Origin of the sequence: Silvanigrella sp. (genome assembly GCF_044369315.1) — a bacterium.
GTDB lineage: Bacteria > Bdellovibrionota_B > Oligoflexia > Silvanigrellales > Silvanigrellaceae > Silvanigrella.
Genome location: NZ_JBIPMD010000020.1, coordinates 1 through 25,820, shown reverse-complemented (window position 1 = coordinate 25,820; position 25,820 = coordinate 1). Strand labels below are relative to the sequence as shown.

The 25,820-nt window shown below is 29.2% G+C and carries 23 protein-coding genes and 1 pseudogene; 10 read left to right on the top strand and 14 right to left on the bottom strand.

The annotated features are described in order from the left end of the window. Nucleotides 1-199 precede the first annotated feature (199 nt). Nucleotides 200-565 (top strand): hypothetical protein, encoded by a 366-nt coding sequence (locus ACIQ56_RS03480; RefSeq protein WP_397599687.1) that lies wholly within the window; start codon nt 200-202, stop codon nt 563-565. A 2-nt stretch (nt 566-567) separates the two neighbouring features. On the opposite strand, the gene ACIQ56_RS03475 is transcribed toward ACIQ56_RS03480, so the two are convergent. Both ACIQ56_RS03475 and ACIQ56_RS03470 read right to left on the bottom strand, forming a co-directional pair. Next, the gene (locus ACIQ56_RS03475) at nt 568-1,605 is read right to left on the bottom strand and encodes an NADP-dependent oxidoreductase (protein ID WP_397599686.1); all 1,038 of its coding nucleotides are present in this window, start codon (nt 1,603-1,605) and stop codon (nt 568-570) included. 116 nt (nt 1,606-1,721) lie between these two features. After that, the gene (locus ACIQ56_RS03470; RefSeq protein WP_397599685.1) at nt 1,722-3,509 is read right to left on the bottom strand and encodes a DNA repair protein RecN; all 1,788 of its coding nucleotides are present in this window, start codon (nt 3,507-3,509) and stop codon (nt 1,722-1,724) included. A gap of 182 nt (nt 3,510-3,691) precedes the next feature. Between ACIQ56_RS03470 and ACIQ56_RS03465 the strand changes: the two genes are divergently transcribed. After that, nucleotides 3,692-4,726 carry a 3-oxoacyl-ACP synthase III family protein gene (locus tag ACIQ56_RS03465; protein WP_397599684.1) on the top strand — a complete coding sequence of 345 codons (1,035 nt, stop codon included), beginning with the start codon at nt 3,692-3,694 and terminating at the stop codon, nt 4,724-4,726. An 8-nt stretch (nt 4,727-4,734) separates the two neighbouring features. Here the strand turns inward: ACIQ56_RS03465 and ACIQ56_RS03460 are convergent, their stop codons facing one another. Further along, nucleotides 4,735-5,379: a hypothetical protein gene (locus ACIQ56_RS03460; protein WP_397599683.1), complete on the bottom strand. Its 645-nt coding sequence runs from the start codon at nt 5,377-5,379 to the stop codon at nt 4,735-4,737. 196 nt (nt 5,380-5,575) lie between these two features. Here ACIQ56_RS03460 and ACIQ56_RS03455 point away from each other — a divergent pair. Continuing rightward, nucleotides 5,576-7,333: pseudogene (locus tag ACIQ56_RS03455) on the top strand (ABC transporter ATP-binding protein). A 53-nt stretch (nt 7,334-7,386) separates the two neighbouring features. Here the strand turns inward: ACIQ56_RS03455 and ACIQ56_RS03450 are convergent. Beyond that, nucleotides 7,387-7,872, bottom strand: coding sequence for a hypothetical protein (locus tag ACIQ56_RS03450; protein ID WP_397599682.1), 486 nt, complete (start codon nt 7,870-7,872; stop codon nt 7,387-7,389). 337 nt (nt 7,873-8,209) lie between these two features. Between ACIQ56_RS03450 and ACIQ56_RS03445 the strand changes: the two genes are divergently transcribed. Both ACIQ56_RS03445 and ACIQ56_RS03440 read left to right on the top strand, forming a co-directional pair. Then, the gene (locus ACIQ56_RS03445) at nt 8,210-8,353 is read left to right on the top strand and encodes a hypothetical protein (RefSeq protein WP_397599681.1); all 144 of its coding nucleotides are present in this window, start codon (nt 8,210-8,212) and stop codon (nt 8,351-8,353) included. Nucleotides 8,354-8,517: 164 nt separating this feature from the next. Further along, nucleotides 8,518-9,021: a lactoylglutathione lyase family protein gene (locus ACIQ56_RS03440; RefSeq protein ID WP_397599680.1), complete on the top strand. Its 504-nt coding sequence runs from the start codon at nt 8,518-8,520 to the stop codon at nt 9,019-9,021. 10 nt (nt 9,022-9,031) lie between these two features. Here the strand turns inward: ACIQ56_RS03440 and ACIQ56_RS03435 are convergent, their stop codons facing one another. The 10 genes from ACIQ56_RS03435 to ACIQ56_RS03390 all read right to left on the bottom strand — a co-directional run bounded on the left by ACIQ56_RS03435 (nt 9,032) and on the right by ACIQ56_RS03390 (nt 18,963). Further along, nucleotides 9,032-9,562: an SRPBCC family protein gene (locus ACIQ56_RS03435; protein WP_397599679.1), complete on the bottom strand. Its 531-nt coding sequence runs from the start codon at nt 9,560-9,562 to the stop codon at nt 9,032-9,034. A 129-nt stretch (nt 9,563-9,691) separates the two neighbouring features. Further along, complete coding sequence (locus ACIQ56_RS03430; RefSeq protein ID WP_397599678.1) at nt 9,692-11,407, bottom strand: TIM-barrel domain-containing protein; 1,716 nt, start codon at nt 11,405-11,407, stop codon at nt 9,692-9,694. Next, nucleotides 11,404-12,591 (bottom strand): TIM-barrel domain-containing protein, encoded by a 1,188-nt coding sequence (locus tag ACIQ56_RS03425; protein ID WP_397599677.1) that lies wholly within the window; start codon nt 12,589-12,591, stop codon nt 11,404-11,406. Before ACIQ56_RS03425 ends, ACIQ56_RS03430 begins: the two co-directional genes overlap by 4 nt. A gap of 241 nt (nt 12,592-12,832) precedes the next feature. Beyond that, nucleotides 12,833-14,488 carry a ribonuclease J gene (locus ACIQ56_RS03420; RefSeq protein WP_397599676.1) on the bottom strand — a complete coding sequence of 552 codons (1,656 nt, stop codon included), beginning with the start codon at nt 14,486-14,488 and terminating at the stop codon, nt 12,833-12,835. 11 nt (nt 14,489-14,499) lie between these two features. Beyond that, a complete protein-coding gene (locus ACIQ56_RS03415; protein WP_397599675.1) occupies nt 14,500-16,230 on the bottom strand; it encodes an AgmX/PglI C-terminal domain-containing protein in 1,731 nt (576 codons plus the stop codon). 5 nt (nt 16,231-16,235) lie between these two features. Continuing rightward, nucleotides 16,236-16,778, bottom strand: coding sequence for a hypothetical protein (locus tag ACIQ56_RS03410; RefSeq protein WP_397599674.1), 543 nt, complete (start codon nt 16,776-16,778; stop codon nt 16,236-16,238). Between the two features lie 7 nt (nt 16,779-16,785). Then, a complete protein-coding gene (locus ACIQ56_RS03405) occupies nt 16,786-17,343 on the bottom strand; it encodes a hypothetical protein (protein ID WP_397599673.1) in 558 nt (185 codons plus the stop codon). Next, nucleotides 17,288-18,088: a MotA/TolQ/ExbB proton channel family protein gene (locus ACIQ56_RS03400; RefSeq protein WP_397599672.1), complete on the bottom strand. Its 801-nt coding sequence runs from the start codon at nt 18,086-18,088 to the stop codon at nt 17,288-17,290. The genes ACIQ56_RS03405 and ACIQ56_RS03400 overlap by 56 nt, the downstream gene beginning before the upstream one ends. Before the next feature lie 9 nt (nt 18,089-18,097). Further along, nucleotides 18,098-18,403: a hypothetical protein gene (locus ACIQ56_RS03395; RefSeq protein WP_397599671.1), complete on the bottom strand. Its 306-nt coding sequence runs from the start codon at nt 18,401-18,403 to the stop codon at nt 18,098-18,100. Between the two features lie 299 nt (nt 18,404-18,702). Beyond that, entirely contained in the window at nt 18,703-18,963 is a 261-nt protein-coding gene (locus ACIQ56_RS03390) for a hypothetical protein (RefSeq protein WP_153419935.1), read from the bottom strand. A 73-nt stretch (nt 18,964-19,036) separates the two neighbouring features. On the opposite strand from ACIQ56_RS03390, the gene ACIQ56_RS03385 reads away from it, so the two are divergent. The 5 genes from ACIQ56_RS03385 (at nt 19,037) to ACIQ56_RS03365 (ending at nt 25,470) form a co-directional block, all read left to right on the top strand. Continuing rightward, a complete protein-coding gene (locus ACIQ56_RS03385) occupies nt 19,037-19,657 on the top strand; it encodes a 5-formyltetrahydrofolate cyclo-ligase (RefSeq protein WP_397599670.1) in 621 nt (206 codons plus the stop codon). 331 nt (nt 19,658-19,988) lie between these two features. After that, nucleotides 19,989-21,959 carry a S8 family serine peptidase gene (locus ACIQ56_RS03380; protein ID WP_397599669.1) on the top strand — a complete coding sequence of 657 codons (1,971 nt, stop codon included), beginning with the start codon at nt 19,989-19,991 and terminating at the stop codon, nt 21,957-21,959. 65 nt (nt 21,960-22,024) lie between these two features. Continuing rightward, the gene (locus ACIQ56_RS03375; protein WP_397599668.1) at nt 22,025-22,783 is read left to right on the top strand and encodes a hypothetical protein; all 759 of its coding nucleotides are present in this window, start codon (nt 22,025-22,027) and stop codon (nt 22,781-22,783) included. 147 nt (nt 22,784-22,930) lie between these two features. Beyond that, nucleotides 22,931-24,844, top strand: coding sequence for a S8 family serine peptidase (locus ACIQ56_RS03370; protein WP_397599667.1), 1,914 nt, complete (start codon nt 22,931-22,933; stop codon nt 24,842-24,844). Between the two features lie 44 nt (nt 24,845-24,888). Next, nucleotides 24,889-25,470: a hypothetical protein gene (locus ACIQ56_RS03365; protein ID WP_397599666.1), complete on the top strand. Its 582-nt coding sequence runs from the start codon at nt 24,889-24,891 to the stop codon at nt 25,468-25,470. Nucleotides 25,471-25,820: the final 350 nt, after the last annotated feature.

The following is a 25,820-nucleotide window of genomic DNA, read 5'->3' as shown; positions in this document are numbered from 1 at the left end:
TCCTATTCAACTGGTTAATTGAATCTAGTGGCATTCAAACGGCATCCAAAGTCCGTTCAACAAAGGGCTTGCTTGTCCATGTTTTCGGAAGATTTTCTGCATGCCTTTTTAAGTACATATTCTTTTTTTAAAAACACATTCTCAACTCTTAACTGGCATTTATAGTAGAAAAAAATCTATTTTTAGTGCTTTATTAATTATGTTTCTATCCATTAGTTTGTTTTCTTTGGGCAGTTTAGTTTCTATAGAAGTATATTATTCTATTTTATTTTTAATAGGTCTAGCAAGTGGATATTCTGGTTTACTTATGCTTTTTGCTGTGGAAAGTTTTGGGACAAATCAAAGAAATATCGCATCGTCTATTATTTCAAATTTAGCAAGATGTTCTATTATTATTATGAATGCTTTTGTCCCTTGGATGTCTTTACAATTTAATGACAAGTGGATAGGGTTGGTTATTTCAGCGGGCATTTTTTTAATATTAGGAACAATAGCATTATTAACATTAAAAGAAACAAATTATGCTTCATTAGATTATAATGAAGGAGAAAGTGTTCCTAGTTAAATTTAGCTTGCGCTTAATTTAACTAAAGTTTTTCCAAAGCTTTTTCCTGTAAAAAGATCTATCATAGCTTGTGGAGAAGACTCAATTCCTTCGGAAACACTATGGTTCCATTTTAATTTACCAGAATTTAATAATTGATAAGCACAATTTAAAAAACTTTCATTTAAATCTTGGTGATTTGTTGAAATAAATCCTTCTAATTTTAAACTCTTTTTAATAATTTGAAATAAATTAGATGGGCCTGGTTTTTGAGTAACATTATTGTAACCATCTATCATTCCCGAAAATGCAATACGTCCAAATTGTTTCATATTATCTAAAGCAACACGAAGTTGTTCGCCACCTGCATTTTCAAGATAAACATCTATACCATGAGGAAACGCCTGTATAATTGACTCCGAAAATTTTGTGTCATTATAATTAATAGCGACATCAATTTTTAATTCTTTTTCAAGCCATTTTCTTTTTTCTTCATTGCCAGCAGTTCCCACAACGTAACAGCCTATAGATTTTGCTAATGTACATGCGACAGATCCAACAGCTCCAGTGGCTCCTGATATAAATATTTTTTCACTTGGTTTTAAATTTGCAATTCGGAATAAGGCAGCATAAGCCGTTAATCCTGCATTTCCTAAAATGCTTAAATGCAGTTCAATTGGAAAAGAGTTAGGCATGTCAGTTAGATTTAATTTTTTTAAATATTTTGCCTGTGAAACAAAAGTTTCTCTCCATCCAAACATGCTAATTACATATTCACCTTCTATAAATTTTGTTGATCTAGAAGAAATTACTTTTCCAATTGCGCTTCCTTCTAAAGGAGAATTTAATTTAAATGGGGGAATGTAACTAGGAGAATCGTCCATTCTTCCTCTCATATAGGGGTCAACAGACATCCAAATATTTTGAACTAGAACCTCTTCTTCTTTAACTTCAGGGATTTTTTTTTCTACTATAATAAAATCATTTAATTTAGGAAGTCCAATTGGTCTTGAGGCAAGGTGAATTTCTTTAGATAAATTTAAGGATAATGTTTGTACCATTTTTATTTCCAATTCTGTTAATTGCAAATGAAAGAAAGGGGACAAACATGAATTTAGACGAATTTAGAAATATATCAATGACAATTTATCAATATAAATTGGTTGTCTATTTTTATTTAATGAAGTTCTTTTTGGGCTTCCATTACGAGAACTTTAGCTTGAGCAAGACTTTCTTGGCTAATTTCTTCACCAGATAAAAGAATAGCAATTTCGTTTATTTTTTCGTCTTTATTTGCTTGAATTATTTTTGTAACTGTTTTGTTGTTTTTAAGTTCTTTCGAAACAACAAAATGATTTTGAGCATAACATGCAACTTGTGGCAAGTGAGTAATGCATAATGCTTGTCTTGTTATTTTTCCGTGAGAATTTTTACAAAAATCGGATAATTTTCTACCTACTTTTGCAGCAATGTTTCCGCTAATTCCAGTATCAATTTCGTCAAAAACAAATACACTCATTGTTTCTTCACCAAATAATACATTTTTAATCGCAAGCATTACTCTTGATAACTCTCCTCCACTGGCCACTTTTTCAATGGCTTGGGCTTCAATTCCTATATTTGTACTTAATAAAAATTGCGCTTTTTCTGAACCCGATTTTGATAAAGAAAAGAAATTTTTTAACAATTCTTGAGGTATTTTTGAATGGGTAAATTCATTTGTTTTTTCTTCGCCTTGATATTTTATATTATCTTTTAATTCACAAATAAATTTAGATTTTGGCATTCCTAATTCAGAAAGTTCTTTTTCAATAGAGGAAGAAATATAATTTAATTTATTTATTCTCGATTTTTTTAATTCATCTGAAAGAGTTAACGCATTTTTTAAAGTATTTTCACATTTTTTAGATAAGATGATCATATCATTTTCTATGTTTTCTGCTTTTGATAAATAATTTTCACATTTATTTTTATATAAAAAAATATCTTCAATGGTGGGCCCATATTTAACTAATAGTTTATTGTAAATTTCGATTCTTTGTGATGCCTGGTTTAATAAAGATTCATCTATTTCAAATTTATTTGAGGTCATTTCAATTTTAAGAACAAGCTCTTCTAAAAGAAAAATAATTTCATCCATTTTCTCTGATTGAATTGGGATTTCAGTTTGTCCAGATAATTTAATTAATTTTTCAATATTTTTTCGAGAATGTTTTAAAAGATCTAAACAATTTATTTCGTCATTTGATAAATTCATGTTAATTTCAGAGCAAATTCTTTTTAATAAATTAGATTTGTTACCAAGAGAAATAATTTCTTCTATTTTTTTAAATTCGGTTAAAGAAATATTTGCATCATTTATTTGAGAAAGTTCAAACTCATATAAGTTTTTTTCTCTTCTTAATAAATCTTGTTCAAATATCAATTGTTTTAATTGTTTTAATTGCTCATGTCCTAAATTAAAATGATGAACATAATTTTTATAATTAACTGTATTTTGGGCAAACTCATCTAAGAAAGAGGTGTGTGTATCGCTGTCTAATAATCTTTGATTTTCAAACTGGCTACTAATGTCTATCAATTCGCCAGATATATACTGTAACGTTTTTGAACTTACAATAGTTTCGTTAATTGTGGCTCGGTGCTTTCCATTTCTTTGAATATATCTTTTAATTACAATTTCATCGGGGTCATCAGAATAGAGAGGAATTCCAAACTCCTCAAGAGTAGAAAATAATGAGGAGTCATTTTTATTTGGAGTAAATATACCAGTAACCAAAGCACTTTCATGACCGGTTCGAATTAATTTAGTGTCAACTCTACATCCCCTTAGAAGACACATGGCATCTACAAGTAGAGATTTTCCTGCTCCTGTTTCTCCTGTAATGACATTGAGTCCTTTTTGAAAATGCACAGATATATTCTCTGCAATAGCTAGATTTTGTATATTTAGCTGTTTTAACATTTATTTTTCCTTAAACAATGAATTGCTTTCATCATAAAATCATAAATCAGTGAAAAGCCCCGATTACATGTCATATTATGATTATTAATCTTGCACATTCAAGAAAATTTGCCATGATATGCTACTTAGGTTAGGAGATGCAAGACATCCGAAAGTCATGGTTGCTAGAGGAGAGTATAAACATGGCAAAGTATTTTAAGACAGTTATGACACATTTTTCTCGATACCTTCCCCCGGGAAGAGTAACTAATGATGATCTGAGCAAGCTCATGGATACAAATGACACTTGGATTACAGAAAGATCTGGTATTAAAGAAAGACGCTTTGTAGAAGAGCCCACAACAACTTCAGATCTTGCGATTGAAGCTGTAAAGAAAATTCTTGAAGAATCTAAATTAAAACCATCCGATTTTGATTATATTATCGCATCTACATTATCTCCAGATTTTTATTTTCCTGGAATTGCTCCTATTGTTCAGCATAAATTGGGATTTCCCATGATCCCTGCTGTAGATATTCGAGTACAATGCAGCGCTTTTGTTTATTCCACTCAATTAGCTGATGCCATGATTAAAAGTGGTCAATACAAACGCATTTTGTTGGTATTTTCTGATGTGCAAAGCAAGCTTCTCGATCTGACAACGAATGGCAGAAACGTAGCTGTTCTTTTTGGTGATGGAGCAGCTGCCGTTATTTGTGAAGCAGAAGAATGCTCTGAATCTGAATTGCCTTCTACAAATAACAATAAATCTGGCGTTATTGACACGATTCTTGGAAGTGATGGAACAGGAGCAGAGCTTCTTTTAATTCGTTCTCCGGGGACCGCTACAAAAGGCTTTTTAAATCCGGAAACACACGGACTAGGAGACTGGCATCCTAAAATGGAAGGTCGTTTGGTTTTTAAGCACGCTGTAAGCAGAATGTGTGAAGTTGCGGAAACATTAATGAAGAGACACCAAATTACTGCTAACGATATTGCTTGTTTAATTCCTCATCAAGCAAACTTACGAATTAGTGAAATGGTAAGAGAAAAAATGGAGCTTTCTCCAGATAAAGTATTCAATAATATTCATCAGTATGGAAATACGACTTCAGCTACAATTCCTATTTGTATTAATGAAGCACTTGAGCAAGGTAGAGTTAAAAAAGGTGATCTCATTTTAACTGTTGCCTTTGGAGCAGGTTTTACTTGGGGCGGAAGTTTAATTCGGTTGTAAAAATTTTTTTATCTACCAAAATCTCCAAAGCTAAGTAAAAATGTAATCATAATTCCTGAGACAGTTGCTTGGGAGGGGTCAGAGATAAGAGTACTTCCATAAGTTGTTACTTTATATGGAAAGGTATAATGATATCCCCCTCCCATACTTGCTTTAAAGTTTTTACCTCCTGAAACTCCTAACATTAAAAATGGTTCAACAAATAAATAATCCACAATGATGCTTCCACTTTGTGAACTATTTATCGATGTAAAATTTAAATTTCCTATTCCAAATAAACCACCTAATTTAAAATCTATAAAAGATAAATCAAAGCCATAACCGGATTTTAATCCAAGTGTTGTTAATTCATAAGTGCTTGCCGAAGTGCTAACGCTACTCGTTGCTGTACTTCCATATAAAACACGACCGCCTGTAAAAAATCCTTTTCTCATAAAAGTAGCATCACCACCCAACATCAGCATGCTGGTTGGAAAAGTAGGTTGACTGGCGTTTGAAGCAATTGTTGCAAATTTACCATAAGTTGGTTGAAATAAACCAACGACAGCGCCAGCAGAGGATTCGTTGTTACTTGGAAAAGCTGAATTTATTAAAATAATATTTAAAGAAAAGACGAATATAAATTGAATAAATTTAATATTGAAATAAATCATATTTAAGCCTTAAATCCTATTTTAGTTTTAATTTGTCGGAATATATTTAAAATGGTATACGGTAAATTTTACCTAAGATAATTTATTGGTATTCTAATTAAATTTAGGTTCAATAATGTTTCAAAAGTCTTATTTGACAAAAAAAATAAAATAATTTATTAACTTAATAATTTTTTTTTATTTGATAGGTAATTCTATGCATCCTTTTAAACGGCTATTTATATATGCGAAAAATTATCAAAAAGATGTTATTTTAGCTAGTATTTATTCATCGCTAAATAAAATATTTGATATTATGCCTGAAATTTTAATTGGTATCGCAATAGATACTGTGGTAAATAAACAAAATGCGATTTTATCAAAATTAGGAATTTCATCTGCAAAAGAACAAATTCTATTTTTAGGAATTATTACAGCTTTAATATGGATATTAGAATCTTTTTTTGAATATTTATATTCTATTAAATGGAGAAATATTGCACAAAACTTACAACATGATCTTAGAATGGATCTCTATTCGCATATTCAAAAATTAGATATTTCTTATTTTGAGAACAAAAATACAGGAAACTTACTCTCTATTTTAAATGATGATATAAATCAAATTGAAAGATTTTTAAATAATGGAATAAATTCTATTATACAGGTTTTTTTATCATCTACTTTAATAGGTATCATTTTTTTCATTTTAACGCCCACAATCGCAATATTGTCTCTTGTTCCAATTCCTTTTATTTTGTTTGGAGCTTTTTATTTTCAAAGAAAAATTGGCCCTAAATATTATAATGTAAGAGAAAATGCTGGTGAATTAAATTCTATTTTAAATAATAATATTTTAGGAATTTCAACAATTAAAAGTTTTACTACAGAAAATTATGAAATAAATAAAATAGAGAGTTTGAGTAATAAATACAGAAAATCCAATCATGAAGCCATAAAAATAAGTTCTGCAATAACACCTATTATTAGAATGGCTGTGATGATGGGGTTTATGCTTATTCTCATTTATGGCGGATTTTTAACCTTAGAAAATAAATTAAACGTTGCTATTTATAGTATTTTAATCTTTCTTTCTCAAAGACTTTTATGGCCATTAACAGGATTATCTGAAATAACAGATAATTATCAAAGGTCACTTGCCTTAATAAATCGAGTTATGGATTTATTAAAAACACCAATTAAAATTATAGAACAAGGGGAAAGATTAAATGTAATTCAAACGAAAGGTGAAATTATTTGTAAAAATTTAAAATTTTCCTATTCAACTAAACCCGTCATAAAAAATATGAATTTAAATATTTATCCAGGAGAAATAGTTGCCTTTGTAGGAACAACTGGTTCAGGAAAAAGTACTTTGCTAAAACTTTTTCTCCGTTTTTATGAAAAAACGTCTGGTCAAATATTAATAGATGGAAAAGAAATTTCTGAAATTAATTTATTTGATTTAAGAAAATAGATTGGTTACGTTAGCCAAGATATTTTTTTAATAAATGGCACAATTGCTGAAAACATTGCATATGGTTCATTTCATGCATCGCATGAAGAAATCATGAATGCGGCAAAATTAGCGGAATCCCATGAATTTATTTCTTTACTAGATTCGGGTTATGAAACGAAAATTGGAGAACGTGGTCAAAAACTTTCTGGTGGCCAAAGACAACGCATTGCTATTGCAAGAGCAATTTTAAAAAATCCGCCTATTCTTATTTTAGATGAAGCAACATCAGCTGTAGACAATGAAACAGAATTAGCAATACAAAAATCATTGGAAAAATTAGTGGTTGGGCGCACTACAATTCTTGTGGCGCATCGATTGTCTACTATAAGACATGCGGATAAAATATTTGTCTTTGATCATGGTGAAATTATGGAATCAGGTAGCCATGAAAGTTTAGTCATGCAAAAAGGAATTTATTCTGGCTTATGGAAAATTCAAATGGGCGAAAAAATATAAAATTAAAAAAAACATATTTATTTAAAGATAAATATGTTTTTATTTCAATAGATTTAATTTGAGCTTAAAATACATTGATATTTTTGATTTGTATTACTACCCAAAAAATGGATAGTAGAAGATCCATTTTGAAAATTTTTATCTAAAGTAAAAAAGACATTTCGGATAGTGCTATTTAATGGGCTCGGAATTGTAGGAGTTAAAAAAGTATATTCTCCCGAAATTCCAGCCGCAGATAATGGGATATCAATATTTTGATAAGTTAGAATACCAAACTGCATATTTGTTTCTGTATTTATATTGTAATTTAAAACCATTTCACTCTGAAGCATATTTTCATAAAGTGAGTTACAAACCTTATTGAATTCAACACAATCATTATCATTAATAGAGCATTTAGAGCCATTTAGTTGAATTGCTTTTAAATTTTTATAAGTTACTTTTGATGTGCCGTTGACTTCATTGGCATAAGTGCTACCCATTGCTATGAATGATAATGCCGAAAAAGTAATCTTAAAAATTTGAAATTGTTTTATCATATTATATTATTCCTCTACTCTATTTTGATTTATAAAACTCTTTTACTAAATGAATAAAAGAATCAATAAAAGAATATAAATAAAAGACATAAAAAAAATTCTTTCAAATACTGTCCTATTTATAGACATATTTTTAATTTCATAAAATGTAATTTTATTAAAACTTTAACTCATTTTATATTATGAAAAATCTATAATTGTTTTTGAAATAGACATTTTTTTGCTCTTATTTTATTAAAATTAAAATATTATAAAATAATTAAATTTGACAAATTCGAATAAATAATTTATCGGTAATTATGAATTAACGAATGTTCTTGTTAAATAGGGGTGATATATGAAATTGAAACTTGTTTCTTCTTTATTTATTATTGGGTTCCTTTTTGTAAGTAACATTGCTTCTGCAAATATATGCTTATGGGTATGGAAAAATCCTGAGCATTGTATCTTTTTAAACCCTTCACCACCTTATTATCCATAAAATATAATTATTATTAAATTTTGAGTTAAAAAAAATAAATGAATTCAATCTCTAAAATTATTTGACTAAAATAATAAATATGTTAACTTAATTTTGTCCTACGCCATAATTTCCAGTTTCCTTTGTAATATATATTAAAAATTAAAATTTATAAGGAGTATATGATGAATAAACCATATCCTAGAGCATTTTCTCATATTGGAATTACTGTTCCTGATTTAGAAAAAGCAATTCAGTTTTATGAAGAAGTTTTAGGATTTTATATGATAATGCGTCCAACTGAAATTAGAGAAGATCCAAAATCGATTATAGGTATGATGTGTAAAGATGTTTTTGGACCTGGTTACGGAAGTTTTAGAATTGCTCATTTATCCACTTCAGATAAAATAGGTGTTGAGTTGTTTGAGTTTCCTCAAACAAATTCATTGCCAATGCCCGAGTTTTTTCCTTTTAAAACGGGATTGTTTCATTTCTGTGTTCAAGATCCAAATGTAGAAGAACTTGCAGAAAAAATTGTAGAAGCTGGTGGCAAACAAAGAATGCCAGTACGTTACTTTAATCCAGGAGTAAAGCCTTTTAGTATGGTTTATTGTGAAGATCCTTTTGGAAATATTATTGAAATATATTCACATTCATATGAAATGATTTATGCAGATGGTGCTTATTAATTTTAAAAGTCTATTTTTTCTCAGACATGACTTTTAAGTTTGTAAGTCCTTTTTCAATTTCTTTGCCAACTAATTTATCTCTATTAATAAATAAACATAATACTTTATATATATAGTTCGGACGGCCTTTCATTTTCCAAGTAACAATGGTCTCTCTGCCTTCAGGACTTAAAATAAAATCAACGAAGCTGACGTCTTCAAAAGGTTTAATCATTTCAAGTTTCATTTGAACCAAATTATTTGGCTCGCTTTTTTGAATTGACATGCGACCAGCTCCTACTTTAATATTTCCTTCCCATTTGTAACTTGCTCCTATTCCTCCCGTTGGTCCGTCAAATGTCATTTTTGCTTGTGGATCGAGTTTAGCCCAAGGGTTCCATTCATTAAATTTTTTTAAATCATTTACATTTACAAATATAGCTTCTTGTGACGCTGTAATTCGGATAGATCTTTCTATTTCGTACTCAGAAGGCTGGATTGCCGCGTATCCAAGAACACATGCAATTAATAATAATATGATAAGAATAATTTTTTTTACCATTTAAAAACCCCATAAAAATTTATCCAATAATAAATTATAGAGCCTGAATATAAAATAACAATATTAGGATCTATAAATGAATTTGACGCATTATTCATATCAGGTTTTAAAATTAGATAAATTCTTTATTTAAAAACTGCCTTGTACACTTCCTCCATACCCTCGAACGACCGAATTGAAAGTATTATTGGAACCATTTTGCCATTGCAATACAATATTCGTTTGATCATTCTTTTTAATGCATTTCCATTGAATGTTATTTGTATTAGAAGAAATATTTGAAACATAACCTGACCAAGATGGATATTCGACTGGACTTAATTTAATAGCTTTTGAAGTATCCCAATTTCCAAGCTCAGGAGTACTACCTAATATGTAAATAGATTCACCAATTTTAGTTGTAGAATTAAAACATGTAAAATTATATTGAGAATAATTATTTCCAATTTGTTTTAGTGCAAAAGAATAAATAGTCGATGTATTTGTAGGAATGTTACCTAATTTTGCAATTACTGAGTTTCTGCTTGATTGAATCCAGCAATTTTCATTTACATTATCACTACATTTATTCATTGAGTTACCATTTATACTTATTGATAATACAGTCTCGTTTGGAATTGCAATTTCAACAGATTGTTTTCTCTTTAATGGCATTCCATTATAATTTCCTTGAATTGCAGAAACAGCTACTGTTATAGTATTTCCCGATCTAATTTGTGAAATTATAGTTTGAGAATATTTAGATGATTTATAATCTATAGAATGTCCATCATCTTCATATAAAGTAAATTCACTTTTATTATTACTTGGAACTATTTTTAGAATGAGATCATTTATTTTACTTCCATCATTTCTCAAGCCAAGCATATCCATTGTTTTATCATCGACATACATTTGAGGAATAATAGCTCCTTCTCTAACAAATAATGGAATTTTATAATTATTTCCTAAGTAGATAGGATAATCAATATATGTTTTTCCATTATAAGTAACTTCATCAAGAGTATGATAGTTTAGCCACCTTCCCTCTGGTAAATAAATATTTCTTCTTATTGGGTCATCGTATTGAGAAATAGAACTTCCTAATAGAAATTTACCGATCATCTTTTCACTGCTATTTGAGCGTGCATTCAAATCATTTTGAAATAAAGTAACTAAAGGAGGAGTGACAGCTTCTCCAAATAAATGTGCTCTATAAAATAAGGAGTAGTAATAAGGAGCTAAAGAATAGCGCTGATATATGTTTTCTCTATTTGAATTTATGTCTCCAATTAAGGATGGTGTTGTCTCTGAATTGTCTGTTTCACCAACCCAAGTGTGAGGTCTAACTGGGAAATCAAATACAACAGCGTTCGCAAACCATTGTGTAAAAAGTTTTTGAATATCTTTTCCATCAAAAACATTTCTATGAAACCCGCCAGTATCAGCAGAATAAAAATCAATACCACTTAATGAAACATTCATTTGGTTATTTATATGAGCTCTTAACCCTCCTAAATTAGATCCAATATCTCCAGACCACATACCAGCGCCAAATCGTTGCATACCAGGGGCACCAGCTCTACTCATAAATAGAGGACGCTCTTGAAAAATAGAATTTTTTTGATTTAAAGTATAGCCGCGATGAAGGCTTTCTATCCATTTAAATGCGTATAAATTAGCAATATCGGAATGTCTGTTTTTTAAAACTCCATTTACATTATATCCAAAATAATATGCATTTGCATCATACATTTCAGGTTCATTTAAATCTAACCAAAAATTATTTATTCCCATATTTATAAGTGGAATTTCTTTTTTCTGAAACCAATAATCGGCAGCGCTATCATTGCTCCAATCAATCATTCCACCGCTTCCCCACCAGGTATCTTTAAAAAAAAAACGGGATCACAATTTTGTAAATTTTTTCGAACAAGGTAACAACGCGACATTAAATCTTGAAAATCGGATTTATTTGAATTTGGTGCTATTGCTGTTTCAGAAATATAGGGTTCTTGAATAGGTATAAATTCAATACCCTGATCTTTATACTTTTTAATGTTTGATGCAGCATCTGGGAAATTTATTTGATCAAAACTTATAGACCCCATTCCTTTTGTTCCGCCAAACCAATATAAGTCTAAAGCAAATCCATCAATAGGAAATTTATTTTGGCGAAGATTATTTAACTTTACATTCACTTCATTCCAATTTTTATAACCATATTCACTTACCCATAATCCTAAGGTTTTTTTAGGAGGCATGGCGGGAAGTCCTGTTAGCGAAAGATATTTTTTTCTTAATTGCTCTAAATTGTCGCCAGCAATAATAAAGTAACGAAGTTGCTCTCCCCACATGGAAGCATACCAAGACTGATTATTTGTAAAATCCCAGCTTAATTTGTAGGGATTATCAATAAATATGGCATAATTTTGATTGTCATTTCCTAGTGCATATAAAATAGGGAATTGAATTTTAGAATTTGCTCCTCCTGAAAAACCAACAAAAGTATTTCCAAATTCTCCAGGTTCCCATTTTCTTCCAATCCAATCTCCATTAGCAGAATTTGGATCATAAAAATACTGGCCAAGACCATAAGCATTTTTATTTTGTGCAGAATTTATTTGAAGAGTTTTTGTTGAATTATTTAAATTTAAAGGACAAATATTTCCAAGATTATAATTTAGTTTTTTGTTATAATAAGATATACATAATGTTTTTTCATCAATAGATATTGAAAGATTTGAAGTTTCAATTACATTTCCATTTTTTGAAAATTTACTTGGGCCTTTAAAATTATTTTGGCTTGTAATCATTGGCGTTGTATAAATTGGTAATTTTATATCAGACGTTGAGCCATTTGCAGTTTCAACATGAATAACGTCATCTGAAAGAATTTCAATGGAAACGTATTTTCCATTAGATGAATATTGAATATTTGGAATTTTTTCAGAGAATGTGGATTTTGCATATAAATCAAAATTTATAGAACTTAAAAATAAAACAAAAGCACTTGATACAATTATACGATAATATTTGTATTTTTTCATAAATACCCTTTCGTTTATTTAATTATGAATTCGCTTTTTTATTTTAGAAAATTTTCTTAAAAAGAATTACATTAAAAATATTTATTTGTAAAATACTTAATTTGTTTTTTTAAAAATAAGTTTTTAATTTTATATTATTGATAATTTAAATAATTTTATATAAGGATATTTGAAAAATAATAAATAGTATTTTATGATATTGTTTATTTTTCTTGAATGTATTAAATTTTGATTCCCATTTTTATATTCTTTGAAACAAAATTATGACATTTGTTTTGAAGTTGAGTCTTTTTTCTATGTAACGTCTAACGCCTATTCTAAGATCGTCTTGTAAAATTTCTTCATTAAAATTTCGTTTTTTAATACTTGATTCATAAACATTATTAAATATTAAAGGAACTTTTTTGGCTAAATGTTCTGGATTAAGTGGAATTCCTTTAAAAGCAACAGAAGGCTCTCCTATAATATTGTAAGTATTTTCTTCAAATACAATAGAAACAACAGCAACACCACCATGAATTAAAGCAACTCGGTCTTTATAAATTTGACTTGATTGTGAAAATATTCCACCAGGACAAACATAATCTCTACCAGAAGAAACAGAATCTACGACACCGACTATTTCTGGCCCTACAACAACAACATCACCATTTTCTGCAAGAAATGCTTTATCTGGAGAAACACCGCAGGATATCGCAATTTCTCTATGTTTCTTTAAGTGCCGATAGGTTCCGTGCACTGGTAAAAATGAAATTGGTTTTGCTGAATTTATACATGTTATTAAATCTTCTTGATATCCATGTCCACTTACGTGAATTGATTTATTCTCTTTCGATGTAATAACTTTACAACCAATTCTTGTAAATTGTGTGATTAAACTTTCAATTGTTTTTTCATTTCCTGGGATTATTCTAGATGAAAAAATAACAGTATCTTTTTCGTCTATTCTAAAATCAGATACGTTATTCCAAGCTAATCGGTGCAGTCCTGAAAAGGATTCCCCTTGGCTTCCTGTGCAAAGAATGCAAACTTCATTTCTAGGATATTTATATATATCTTGAATTTCAATAAATATATTATTAGAAAAATTTAATAAACCTAGTCTACTTGCTATTTCAGTGTTTTTTAATAATGATTTTCCTAATAATGCAATTTTTCGGTTTGTTAAATAAGCTGCTTCAAAAATACTTTGCAATCGCCATATATTACTAGCAAATGTAGCTATAATAACAATACCATTTTCTTTGTCTAAGAAATCGATCATATGAGGTGAGATTTCAGACTCACTCATATCTGTTCCTGTTTGAAATGAATTTGTACTATCACTCATCATTAAAGTAACAGTTTTCCCTTCTGTTACTTTTTCTACATTTTTATGAGTCATTGATTTTTCTGGTGGTGAGTAATCAATACGAAAATCACCCATATGTAAAATATTACCAAGCTTAGTTTCAAAAAATAATCCCGAAGCATCTGCAATACTATGATTTACTGGAAAAACTGTTACTTTCATATTTCTAAAATAGACTGGGTCAAAAAAATTCCAGAGATTAAAAATAGCATCATAAATTCCGGCTTCTTCAAATTTTGATTTAATAAGTTCTAAAGTAAATTCTGTCCCATAAATTGGTGCTGGGTATTTTTTAAATAGATAAGAAAGAGCTCCAATATGATCTTCATGACCATGAGTAATCAACCAAGCATCTGGCTGAATTTGATTTTCATCGATGAATTTCGTGTCTGGTAAAATAAGATCAACCCCAAGTAAGGAAGCGTCAGGAAATAAAGCTCCGGCATCTATAAAATAATAGCGATCCATTACACAAAGTACGGTCATATTCATCCCTATTTCTCCGCAGCCGCCGAGAGGGATAATTTTAAGGGAATGAGAATCCATTTAATTTCCAATCACTTTTTTTTTGTTATAATAAACTGAAAAGGATATGTTACGGTAACAAATCCATTTTTTGGTTTTGGAAAATTCCAAACCAATAATCTTGATTCCAAGCAAGCTATCAGATTTTTATCATGAACGCTTGATTCTACTACCACAATGTCTGAGGCTTTCCCTGAAAGTAATATTTTCCAACTAATTGTCATATTCCCATGTAGACCAGGAGTTTTTCTTAATGCGGAATTGTAGCAAGAACGGATTTCTTCTTTTTTATTAAAGATAACAAAATCTACCATTTTTGTATCAATATAAGCTTCAGGAGGAGGAACAGGAGGCATTTTAAAAATACCAACGGAATAAAAGGCATTATGCATCATATTATTATATTGAAAATCATAATTTATTTTATCATTTGTTCTTCTAAAATCAGAAGGAATAATTAAGCTATTATTAGAAATCCAAATTACAGAGTTCATGGGATAAAAATTCATTTTTTTTGTTTTTTTATCTAGTGATTTTCTATATGAGGAATCTTCTGCAAATTTAGCCTCTCTTTCAGCTTCTTTATAATTACTAAATTCTTGTTTAAATGATTTATCTGGTTGTGGACCTAATACTTGACCTGTAGAAGGCGGATCAACAATTCCCAATTTTTTTGCTTTATGCTGTTTTTCATAAAACTCTTTTAATATAATATGCTCTTCTTCAAGGTATTCAAGAATAGCTTTATCAGTTGCTTCAAGTTGTTTTAATCTTTTTAATAAGGTTACATATTGAGACTTACCATCAACTCCTGAAATTGGTGTTGAAAATGAGGGATACGGTTTTAAAAATGAGTAATATCGATCCGAGTTTTTAGAAGTTCTTTCTGCTTCTATTTTTTTATAATTATCAAATATATTTTTTTCCCAATCATCTATTTTTTTGTTATTATCTACATATTTATGTGCATTTTGTAAGAATGGAATAATAGAGTTTGTACTTTTTCCATTTTCAGATGCTTCCCATCTTTTCATAAGTTCAAAAATCCAAAATATAGCTAATTTTTCATTATCGTTTTGATCATATTTGTTTTTATAAATAAAAGGAAGTAGCCTTATATTTTCTGGTGAAATAAATTTAATTGAGATGTCTTGTGGAAGATTAATTAATCCTGAAATAGGCTCCATAGGTGCTTTTAGCAACCAAAATATAATAGGGAGAAAAGTGATTCCTGTTATAATCATACTAATTGGTATTATTTTACGTTCAATAGGAATGTCATATTCAGGCATTTGAAAAAAAATTTTTTCTAAAGGCTGTATTTTAATCTCTCTTTTTCGGAGAAATTCTTTCTCAATTTTAAATGTAATATCATATCCGTGGTATTGTATTTTTCCACGAGATCCGTAATCAAGAGAAACGATGAGTGGGTCTTCAATTGATGTCAATTGTAATAAGGATCCTCTTGGGGAAGTAAACTCCTTTAAATTACCAAATTTATTTCCAGTACTTAAAAAACCATCCAATCTGGGGTCTAAAATAATATCTACTTTATTTCTACCTATTTTGAAAAGTCCAATTTCAATTAATGTCTGAGCAAATGGAATAAACAATTCACAAGTAGAATTATAACCTATTTTAATTTTTTTTGAAAAAAAGGAGTCAATCTTTAATTTTTTCTCTATTTGAAGAGAACCAGTTTGGAATACTTGTAAAAAAAGAAAAGTATTTTGATTTAATATTTTTTTACTTTTTTCTGCCATATTGGCTACCTTTCAACTGCAATATCAAAATCATCATATCCAAATTGAGAAAATATTTTAATGATATATTTTATATTTTTAAAAGATAATGATTTATCAGTCCAAATTTTAACTCTTGAAATTGAAGGGTCTTTAACTCTCATAATTAAAGCTGTCAACATAATATTTTTTCTTTTTTCTTCAAAGTATTCTAAAAAACTTGATGCCTGACTTGGCAATAAATAACTTTTTCCATTTTCAAAAATAATTCTAATATTATTTGATTTATCCATTGAAATATAAATTGAAATAGCCGCTTTTCTTTCTTTAATAAAAAAACCATTATTTGAGTTTTTAATATCATTGAATTTAATAAATGTTTTTGATGCAGATTCAAAAAGGAAAAATTCTTCTCTTATTTTTATTGAAATAATAAAAAAAATCCAGCTAATGAATGCAGCCATAGCTAAAGAAAATAAAAACTGTCTAGAAATTAATTTATAAGAAATAACATTATTTGCTCTTTCTTCCTTCCATACACCAAATTTTTTTGTTGCATTCGTAAACATTTAAACCTCAATTAAGTTTTATAGGGTCTAGTAAAACTATTGATGGATGAATATTATTTTTGCTATTTTTATTTTGACTACTAATTAAATCAAATGTTTTTTGTAATAAATCTAGATTTTTATCGTAAGGTAATTCGGTTTCAAATATGACTCCAAATGCCTTTGCGGGAAAAATTTGATTTTTGTTTTTAAAATCATTAATTTTAATCTTAAAATCATCTTGCCAATTTTTATTTAATACTAAAACATCATTATTTGGCATTGGTGCAATTACATTTTTTATGGATCCAAATAAAACATGTTCTTTAACAAATACAAATACCGGTGAATTATTATTTAATGATACTTCATTTTTTATATCATCATTTTTATTATTTTCTGTATTTACAGTTCTTATATTGAAAAAAATAATATTTCGATCATGTGTTTTTAGAATTTCGACAATAGTAAATAAAAACCCAATACCTATTGTAGTAATGAGTGCAAATCCCCAGTAAGTCCAAGCAAAGCTAGATAATTTCTTCTTCGTCAGGAACCTCTTGTAGACCCGGGTCTGAACTATCATCTTTCTTTCCTTTCGATTCGGCTCTTTCTACATTATCGTTATCTGAATTTCCTCTCGAATAATTATCCGAAGCTTCTTCTTGATTGCCGGAAGAAGGAGCTCCTCCTGTAAACATAGGTTGCATTTCAGGGGAAAGAATATTTAAAACCACGCAAAGACTATGCTCCATTTCGGATTCTAATCTCCATGCAATCGCATCTAAAATTCCAAAAGGTAACATTAATAAAACAGCAGAAACGAGTGAAATAGCTAAGGGTAATAATGCATGAGATAATCCAGTAGAAAATGCAAAACTTTTCACTCCAAGTTCTAATCCTTCTACCATTCTAAATGAAGTCCAAATTCCTTGAACAGCGGCAATTGCTCCAAGTAAAACACATGCAGCAGCTAAGTTTGGTAATTGATTTATTCTTCTTCTAATTCTTGGAAAAAAACGAAGACTTTCTTCTGAAACAGTTGCTCTTACTCGCATAGGATCATTTTCGTAAGCATTGATCGCTTTTAGGGTGAGCATAGGAACAGCTGTCTTTGAGGTTGCTTTTGTAAAACTTCTTGCTCTTTCCATGTCATTAGCTGCAAGCATTTTTTTAATTGTAGAATTAAATTTTTCGAAATTTATTCTATAAACAAATTGGAGTAAAATAAATTTTTCAAATATGATAATATAACCAACTGACACAAAGGCTAAAATAACAAATGGAATAATTTCTCCATTTCGATACATTAAAAAAATATCATTAAGCATACGAATTCCTTATTTCTCTATTGGAAATTCTTGCGCAAAGTCTTGCTCTTTCATACCTGTTAGATCTTCTGGTCTATCTAATAAACTTATGAGTTCTTTTCCTGGTTTAAATCCGGTATCAAAAGAATCAATATCATAATCAAATTTTGGCAAAGGGATATCTGCTAAACTTGTAGGTTCTGCATCGCCATCAATTTTTATTGAATTATTTTTATTTGACTCTTCTTGTGAATTTGCTGTGCTTTTTGGTAAAATTAGAAATAATAAAATGGCGGGTAAAATATATTTAATGTTTTTTTTAATTTTTAAGCTCATATTTAATATTCCTAAATTTTTTAATATATTCTTAAGATATAATGTTATTATTTCTTTTCTTTTTCAAATATTTTATATTCATCATTTTGACTTTTTGCTAAGTAAATTTTGCATGTGGGAAAATATTATATGTTTTTGAATTATGGAGTTATTAAAAATAATAGATGTTAAATAAAATATTATTTTAAAAATTTTTATTAAAAATAGAAATTTTTTCCCCTTTTTTAATAAGGGGCGTAAATTAAAACTTGGTTGGTCGTTTGTTAAAATGAACTTTAAAATTTTAAATGTAGTTAAAATTATTCGTCTTCATCATAGATAATGATATCTTCCCAGGAAAAACCATTTGCAACCATAACGATTTCATACTCTTTACCGTCTTTTTCAATAAAATTTTCTGTAAAAAGACATTCTTTTCCATCAATCGTGATGAAATTTGGCACTTCATCTTCATCACTGTGGCCTGCATTGCGGTATAAATCATCAATTTTATCACGTTCCACTAAGTAGTACTCGCCTTTCACGGGCGACATTTTTACAAGAGTATCAGATAATGCCATGGAATTTCTCCTTAAAAGAGGTTAACAAACGAAATATAGGTTATTCTAATTAAAAGGAGGCGACAAGGCATAAATGAGAAAATTAAATCAAGTCCTATCAGATTATGAAATGAACTTACCTGTGCCTGAAAAAAAGAAAATATTAAGAAAAATACTTATAGATGAAAGACAGAAATTATCAGAGATCGCGAAACCACAGGACTGGGGATCCCGTCAATTTTTTAGAGCATTAGAGTTACTTAAGATTACAAATGATGAAATAAATAAAAAAAATATCAATAGACAATTCGTCATTGCATGTTTTTTTCCAATTAAAAATGAATTAGATATTTCTTATTTTGCGGATGAAGATTGGCTTTTTCCTAAGATATCTAAGAATGGAATCATTAAATGGTTTGAGTATGGCGATGGTAAAAAAGATTTAATAAGAAATAATTATGGAATTTTGGAAAAGCCAGAAGAATTGTGTTTTGAATACAGCTTAGAGATGTCTCCAATGCTTTGTTTTGTTCCTGGTCTAGCAGCATCTCAAGATGGCTATAGATTAGGGTATGGCGGTGGATTTTATGATAGATTTATAAATAAAATGAATAAACGCATAACGACTGTATTTTTCCTCCCCTCGGAAAAATTTGTTTTTGATGAAATCCCTTTTGATGAAAATGATCAAAAAATAGACTTAGTAGTGTGGTAATAATTTAAAACTCTTAATTAATTAAAAATCTATCTCTAATATTAAAAATTAATTTGCTGCAAAAAATTAAAAAAATTATATTTAATTATAATATTATTTAAAAATAATTATCAATATATTAATTTTTATATATTGAAATATATGTTCTTTAAAATAAATAATAAATATGATTATTTTATTAAATATAAAATAGATTGCCAAAAATATTAAGCAATTTAATTTAAACATTTCTATTTAAAAATTTGACTTTTAAAAAACTTTTTTGTAGCTTGGCTATTCAGTCAACCAAACATGTTAAATAAAATAATTACTCAAGAAATGAGGTATTTTTATGAGCTTAAATCGCAATTATTTTGCTTTTTTATCTATTTCTGTAATCGCAGTTTCCTTTTTATCCGCATGCGGTAAAAATTCTAATAATGATAATAACTCTAATGAACAAAAAATTCAAAACAACTCAACTCAAGAAGCTCTTAATGATAAATATTGTACAGATCTCTCTGATGGTTCTAAGAATCCTTTAGGTAAATTTCAATGGCATTTAAAAAATACTGGACAAAGAGCATTTGCAACGGAAGGCGGTGTTGCTGGTGAAGATATAAATGCAGAGCCAGCATTAAAAGAAGAATGTCTGAGTGGAAATGGAGTTAGCGTTGCCGTTGTTGACTCAGGAATGCAAATAATCCATCCTTCTTTAAAGCCAAATATTGATGGTAACAGCAAAGCAAAATCAATTAACTTCAGAGATAATCGTTTACAAAATAATGATCCATCTCCTATTCCTGAAGATGATGAAGACCATGGAACGATGGTGAGCGGTATTATTGCTATGCGTAGTAATTTAGGATTTGGAGGATCTGGCGTTGCTCCTCGTGCTAAATTAGCTGGATATAATATTATACAAGCCGAAGCAGGAGTTCAACAATTTCAAAATTTCGTTGATTCACTTGGTGGTTCCGATTCCTCAAAAGGTAACGATATTTTTAATATGAGTTATGGTGATAATAATTTAGAACAAATATCATCAGATGACCCAATAACTTTAGGCGCTCTTACTGCTTATAAATATGGAACAAGACATTTAAGAAATGGAAAAGGCGCTCTTTATGTTAAAGCTGCAGGAAATGGCTTTACAAAATTAGGTCGAGACAGACCAAGTATTGAAGCTTGTAAAATGGCTATTAAATTGGGAGTAACTTGCCAAAATTCAAGCATGAATACGGATAATACCATACCCGAAGTTATTACAGTTGGCGCTATTAGTGCCAAAGGAAAGAAGACAAGCTATTCCACAACAGGATCTTCTTTATGGATTAGTGCACCTGGCGGAGAGTTTGGTTTTGATAAAAATTGGATAGATTCACAATATGCAATATTTTCAAAAACCGTGGAATGGCAAACACTACGTCCATCTCTTGGAGAACCTGCTATCGTAACAACAGATGTTATGGGTTCTAGATACGGAATGAGTAAGCTTGTAAATTATGATAGCGAATTTTCATTAGAAGACGTTTTTAGTATCAGAAATTCATTTAATGCTGGTTATGCAGTAGACAATGAAGGTAGATATTTAAATTCAGAATATAATTATACGAATACAATGAATGGAACTTCTTCCGCTACTCCTGTTACTTCAGGAAGTCTTGCATTAATTTTAGAAGCAAATCCAAATTTAACATGGCGTGATGTCAAATATATAATAGCTAAAACAGCTGCAAAAGTAGACCCTAATTTTTCTGGTGTCAAAGTTAAAGTAGCTAATGACGAAGATTATCAAGCTGAAGATGGATGGACCAAAAATGCAGCTGGTTTTAATTTTTCAAATTGGTATGGATTTGGAAGAATTAATGTTGGGGAAGCTGTTAAATTAGCAAAAAACTATAATGTTAATTTAGGTGCTTATACAGAAAATAATTGGTACCCATTAAGAGGATATGCAACAAATTTAGCAGTTGCACCTGGGGCAAAAGGTTTAGTATACAAAATTCCTTCAATTCCAAAAGCGGCAAATCTTAAAATTGAATCTCTTCGTGCAGAAGTTTCAGTTGATAGTGATTTTATTGGTGATGTTGGACTTGAATTAACTTCTCCAAGCGGAACAAAAAGTATTATTTGGAATATTGGAAATGCATTTTCTAGTAATGGAAATTTAGTAAATATGCCAATTCAAAGTAACGCATTCTATGGTGAAAACAGTGCAGGTGTTTGGACATTAAAAGTAATAAATAGTGGTTTAAATGCAAAAACAGTTTCCTTTAAAGGAATAAGATTACAAATTGCTGGTCAAAAAGTTTCATTATAATTTTAAATAATAATGAAACAAAATGAATATTTATAAAATTAAATTAACTATTAAGGAAAAATATCATGAAACTTAGAAATACATTTCTTTATATAAGTGCATTTTCATTATTCAATATATTTGCATTAAACTCTTATGCAGTTGTCGATACTTTTTCATTAAATAATGAAGCTGACTTAAAAAGTGGTAATGATGAAAATAAATTAATTGAAAACATTAATAAAAATTTAAGTGTAGATGAAGTTTTTACACAAGGTGGTATGAATTATACTTTATATAAAGGCTTAAAAGCATTTGTTGGAAAAGATACAAGTAAAGATTTTTCAAACGAAGTATCTTCAGGAAACTCTCCACAAGATCTATCTATTAGAGCGCCAAAGACAATTCTTTTAGATAAAGGCGCATTTAAAATATTTTTTGATTCAAAATCGGTTCGTAATTCAAAAAATAGAAACTCTTCAGATAGAATGACTTCAACCTCTGTGAATGATTTTAGTGACTCTGAATCTCAAGAAAGTGTGGCTAGTAAATCAGCTTTTAAAGTTGCTTTTAATAATCAAACTAAAAAGTTTGCTGTTGTAACTGGAAATGCTATAGTAAAAGTAAATCCAGATAAAAAAGTTAAAATACCAAATACATCTTATCAAGTTTTGAAATCTTATAAAGAATTAGGTCTATATGTAATTAAAGTACCTGAAAATATAAAGTTTCAAGATGCAGTGAGTCAATTAAAGAAATTAAATCCTTATAGCCAAGCTGTTTCAGATGATAAAGTAACAAGTGTAAATGTCGAAGTTTTAGAAAACTTTAAAACTCCAATGTAAAAATAAAATATACTAAAAATTTTTCTTGAGCCCTTAAATTTCATGAATTTTGAAAGGGCTTCATTTTTTGCGACCATTTAATAAGGGGAGTTATAATGATTTTGTCAAATAAGAGAATTTTATTGATTTCAATTTTAACGGTTTCGTTTGTATCATCATGCGGAAAAAAAAACAAATTCTCCTGATATTATAGAAACAAAAAATGAAAATACAAATCAGGAAAATACGAATCAAGAAAGTGATAAAAAAGATGGCGAAGGTTTAAATAACGATAATAATAAATTTTGTAAGGATTTATCAGATGAAAAAGCAAATCCATTAGGTAAATATCAGTGGCATTTATTAAATAATGGAAATACTGCTTTCTCAACAACTCTTCCTAAAGCTGGTGAAGATATAAATGTAAATTCTGTTCTAAAAAATGATTGTTTAAGTGGAAATAATGTATATGTAGCCGTAGCAGATTCTGGTCTTCAAATAAGTCATCCTTCATTAGCTCCTAATGTTGATAATAAAGCAAATGTATCAAAAACATGGTCGTTAAATTTTAGAAGAAACGGCTTACCTCCAAACGATCCATCACCAATAGATGGTGATGAACCAGATCATGGGACAATGGTTTCTGGAATTATTGGGATGAGAAGTAATTTAGGATTTGGTGGTTCAGGAGTGGCTCCAAGAGCACATTTGTCTGGATATAATGTTATAAGTAGCGGCTCTCAAAACTTCAAAAACTTTTTAGATTCCTTGGGTGGTTCAGATGCTTCAAAAGGGAATGATATTTTTAGTATGAGTTTTGGTATGAATAATACAAGACAAATTAAAGAGGATAACCCAACGACAAAAGCATCTGTAGCCGCCTTTAAATCCGGGACAACGACATTAAGAAATGGAAAAGGCGCTCTTTATGTAAAAGCAGCTGGAAACGGTTTTAGTAGTATGGGAATGTTTTCTGGTAGTTCTTGCGATGATGCAAAAAAATTAAATTTATCCTGTCAAAATTCAAGTATGAATTTTGAAAATACACTGGCAGAAGTAATCACCGTGGGAGCAATAAATTCACAAGGTGTGAAATCTTCTTATTCAACAACAGGTTCATCTTTATGGATAAGTGCTCCAGGTGGTGAATTTGGTAAAAATAAAGAATGGGTCGAAAAAAATTATAAAACCATTAATGAAGTAATGGATTGGACAAAAATTCGAGCTACAGCTGCTGATCCTGCAATTATTACAACAGATGTTGTTGGCTCAAAATATGGTTTAAGCCGTAATCCCGATTTTAAAAATAAAGAGGACATTTTAAAAATTGGAAATCCTTTTAATGCTTGTGAAGTAGATGTTAATAAAGATTGTAATTACACAAATTCAATGAATGGAACTTCTTCAGCTACTCCTGTTACTTCTGGTAGTATCGCTCTTATATTAGAAGCAAATCCAGAATTAACTTGGCGCGATGTGAAATATATTTTAGCGAAAACAGCTACAAAAGTAGATCAAAATTTTAATGGTGTTTCTATAAATATTGCTGAATGGGTATCATATCAAGCAGAGCAAGGTTGGGTAACAAATGCAGCTGGTTTTCATTTTTCCAATTGGTACGGATTTGGACGGGTGAATGTTGCAGATGCGGTGGCTCTTGCAAAAAATTATAATGTAAATTTAGGCGAATATATTGAAAAAGATTGGATACCAAAATTACCCTCTGATTTTAGCCAACCTGTTCCAGCAGGAGATGTTAATGGGTATGAATCTAAGTTAACAGTTTTTAGTTCTAATTCATTAAAGATAGAAAATATTCAAATTAAAGTTTCTTTAGAAAGTAAATTTATTGGTGATGTAGCATTAGAATTAACTTCACCAAGTGGCACAAAAAGTATTGTTTGGAATGCTGCAAATGCATTTTCAAGTAATGGCAATTTAGTTGGAATGCAAATTCAATCAAATGCATTTTATGGTGAGGATAGTAAAGGTGAATGGAAGCTTAAAGTAATAAATACTGGTATACATAAAAAGGAAGCTACATTTAAAGGTTGGCAATTAAAAGTTACAGGGCATCAATAAACGTAGTTTTTAATATTTAATATTATTAGTGTAGGAGAGAATGTATGACAATGAAAACAATTTTGTATACTGCAAGTTTTCTGGCTTTTAACTACTTTTCATTAAGCGCAATTGCAGCTGAAAAATCGATACATCTTGATGATAAAATAGAAAATCCAGTGGTCACTGGAAAAGAAGTGGCTAAAAAATTTAAAGTCTCTGAAAGTTTTGTCCAGGGTGGAGTTAAATATACTGTTTACCAAGAACTAGAAGCTGATTTTAGCAAAGATTCTAAAATTGAAACGAATAAAACAAAAAATCTTATAAAAACAAAAGGATTTAATATATATAATATCTCTCCAAATGAAAATGAAAAAACAAAAACTTTTAATAATAAAGTTGTTATAAATGAATCAACAGATTCTTTTGGGGTTCTAAGTGGAAGCATAATTATTAAAACAAAGAATAATGCTGTTTTTAATGATAAATCATTTGAAATCGTAAAAAGTTATCCAAATTTAGGATACTATTTAGTTCGTATTCCTAAAGCGTATAAAATTCAAGATACCATAACAAAAATTAAAAACATTGAAAATGTTGAAGAAGTAAGCGTTGAGGTTTTAGAAAACTTCAAGGAGCCTCTTTGACTCTAAATAATAATTTATTTAATGGTATTCAAAATATTTGATTATTTGTTGTATTTAAAGGTTAAATAAAATTTAAATTTTAATAAATTTTGTTTTTTACAATTAAATACGGTTTAATTTTGTTAATTTATTTAAAAATAATCTTGATAGAAAATAAATTTTGTTTTATTAAAAACCTTGCGGTATCAGCTATTTTTTTGCGCAAAAAAAATTGAATTCATTTAACAATAATTAAATATGCCAGTTAAGATTTGAGAATGTGTCTTTAGAAAAAGAATATGTATTTAAAAAGGCATGCAGAAAATCTTCCGAAAACATGGACAAGCAAGCCCTTTGTTAAACGGACTTTG

Excerpts from the sequence above, each read along its gene's own strand:
- ACIQ56_RS03465 (WP_397599684.1), top strand. The coding sequence starts at position 3,692 with ATGGCAAAGTATTTTAAGACAGTTATGACACATTTTTCTCGATACCTT.
- ACIQ56_RS03400 (WP_397599672.1), bottom strand. The coding sequence starts at position 18,088 with ATGCTTAATGATATTTTTTTAATGTATCGAAATGGAGAAATTATTCCA.
- ACIQ56_RS03445 (WP_397599681.1), top strand. The coding sequence starts at position 8,210 with ATGAAATTGAAACTTGTTTCTTCTTTATTTATTATTGGGTTCCTTTTT.
- ACIQ56_RS03425 (WP_397599677.1), bottom strand. The coding sequence starts at position 12,591 with ATGAAAAAATACAAATATTATCGTATAATTGTATCAAGTGCTTTTGTT.
- ACIQ56_RS03410 (WP_397599674.1), bottom strand. The coding sequence starts at position 16,778 with ATGTTTACGAATGCAACAAAAAAATTTGGTGTATGGAAGGAAGAAAGA.
- ACIQ56_RS03420 (WP_397599676.1), bottom strand. The coding sequence starts at position 14,488 with ATGGATTCTCATTCCCTTAAAATTATCCCTCTCGGCGGCTGCGGAGAA.
- ACIQ56_RS03470 (WP_397599685.1), bottom strand. The coding sequence starts at position 3,509 with ATGTTAAAACAGCTAAATATACAAAATCTAGCTATTGCAGAGAATATA.
- ACIQ56_RS03385 (WP_397599670.1), top strand. The coding sequence starts at position 19,037 with ATGAGAAAATTAAATCAAGTCCTATCAGATTATGAAATGAACTTACCT.
- ACIQ56_RS03375 (WP_397599668.1), top strand. The coding sequence starts at position 22,025 with ATGAAACTTAGAAATACATTTCTTTATATAAGTGCATTTTCATTATTC.
- ACIQ56_RS03415 (WP_397599675.1), bottom strand. The coding sequence starts at position 16,230 with ATGGCAGAAAAAAGTAAAAAAATATTAAATCAAAATACTTTTCTTTTT.
- ACIQ56_RS03480 (WP_397599687.1), top strand. The coding sequence starts at position 200 with ATGTTTCTATCCATTAGTTTGTTTTCTTTGGGCAGTTTAGTTTCTATA.
- ACIQ56_RS03430 (WP_397599678.1), bottom strand. The coding sequence starts at position 11,407 with ATGATTGATTGGAGCAATGATAGCGCTGCCGATTATTGGTTTCAGAAA.
- ACIQ56_RS03450 (WP_397599682.1), bottom strand. The coding sequence starts at position 7,872 with ATGATAAAACAATTTCAAATTTTTAAGATTACTTTTTCGGCATTATCA.
- ACIQ56_RS03460 (WP_397599683.1), bottom strand. The coding sequence starts at position 5,379 with ATGATTTATTTCAATATTAAATTTATTCAATTTATATTCGTCTTTTCT.
- ACIQ56_RS03395 (WP_397599671.1), bottom strand. The coding sequence starts at position 18,403 with ATGAGCTTAAAAATTAAAAAAAACATTAAATATATTTTACCCGCCATT.
- ACIQ56_RS03475 (WP_397599686.1), bottom strand. The coding sequence starts at position 1,605 with ATGGTACAAACATTATCCTTAAATTTATCTAAAGAAATTCACCTTGCC.
- ACIQ56_RS03380 (WP_397599669.1), top strand. The coding sequence starts at position 19,989 with ATGAGCTTAAATCGCAATTATTTTGCTTTTTTATCTATTTCTGTAATC.
- ACIQ56_RS03365 (WP_397599666.1), top strand. The coding sequence starts at position 24,889 with ATGACAATGAAAACAATTTTGTATACTGCAAGTTTTCTGGCTTTTAAC.
- ACIQ56_RS03405 (WP_397599673.1), bottom strand. The coding sequence starts at position 17,343 with ATGATAGTTCAGACCCGGGTCTACAAGAGGTTCCTGACGAAGAAGAAA.
- ACIQ56_RS03440 (WP_397599680.1), top strand. The coding sequence starts at position 8,518 with ATGAATAAACCATATCCTAGAGCATTTTCTCATATTGGAATTACTGTT.
- ACIQ56_RS03435 (WP_397599679.1), bottom strand. The coding sequence starts at position 9,562 with ATGGTAAAAAAAATTATTCTTATCATATTATTATTAATTGCATGTGTT.
- ACIQ56_RS03390 (WP_153419935.1), bottom strand. The coding sequence starts at position 18,963 with ATGGCATTATCTGATACTCTTGTAAAAATGTCGCCCGTGAAAGGCGAG.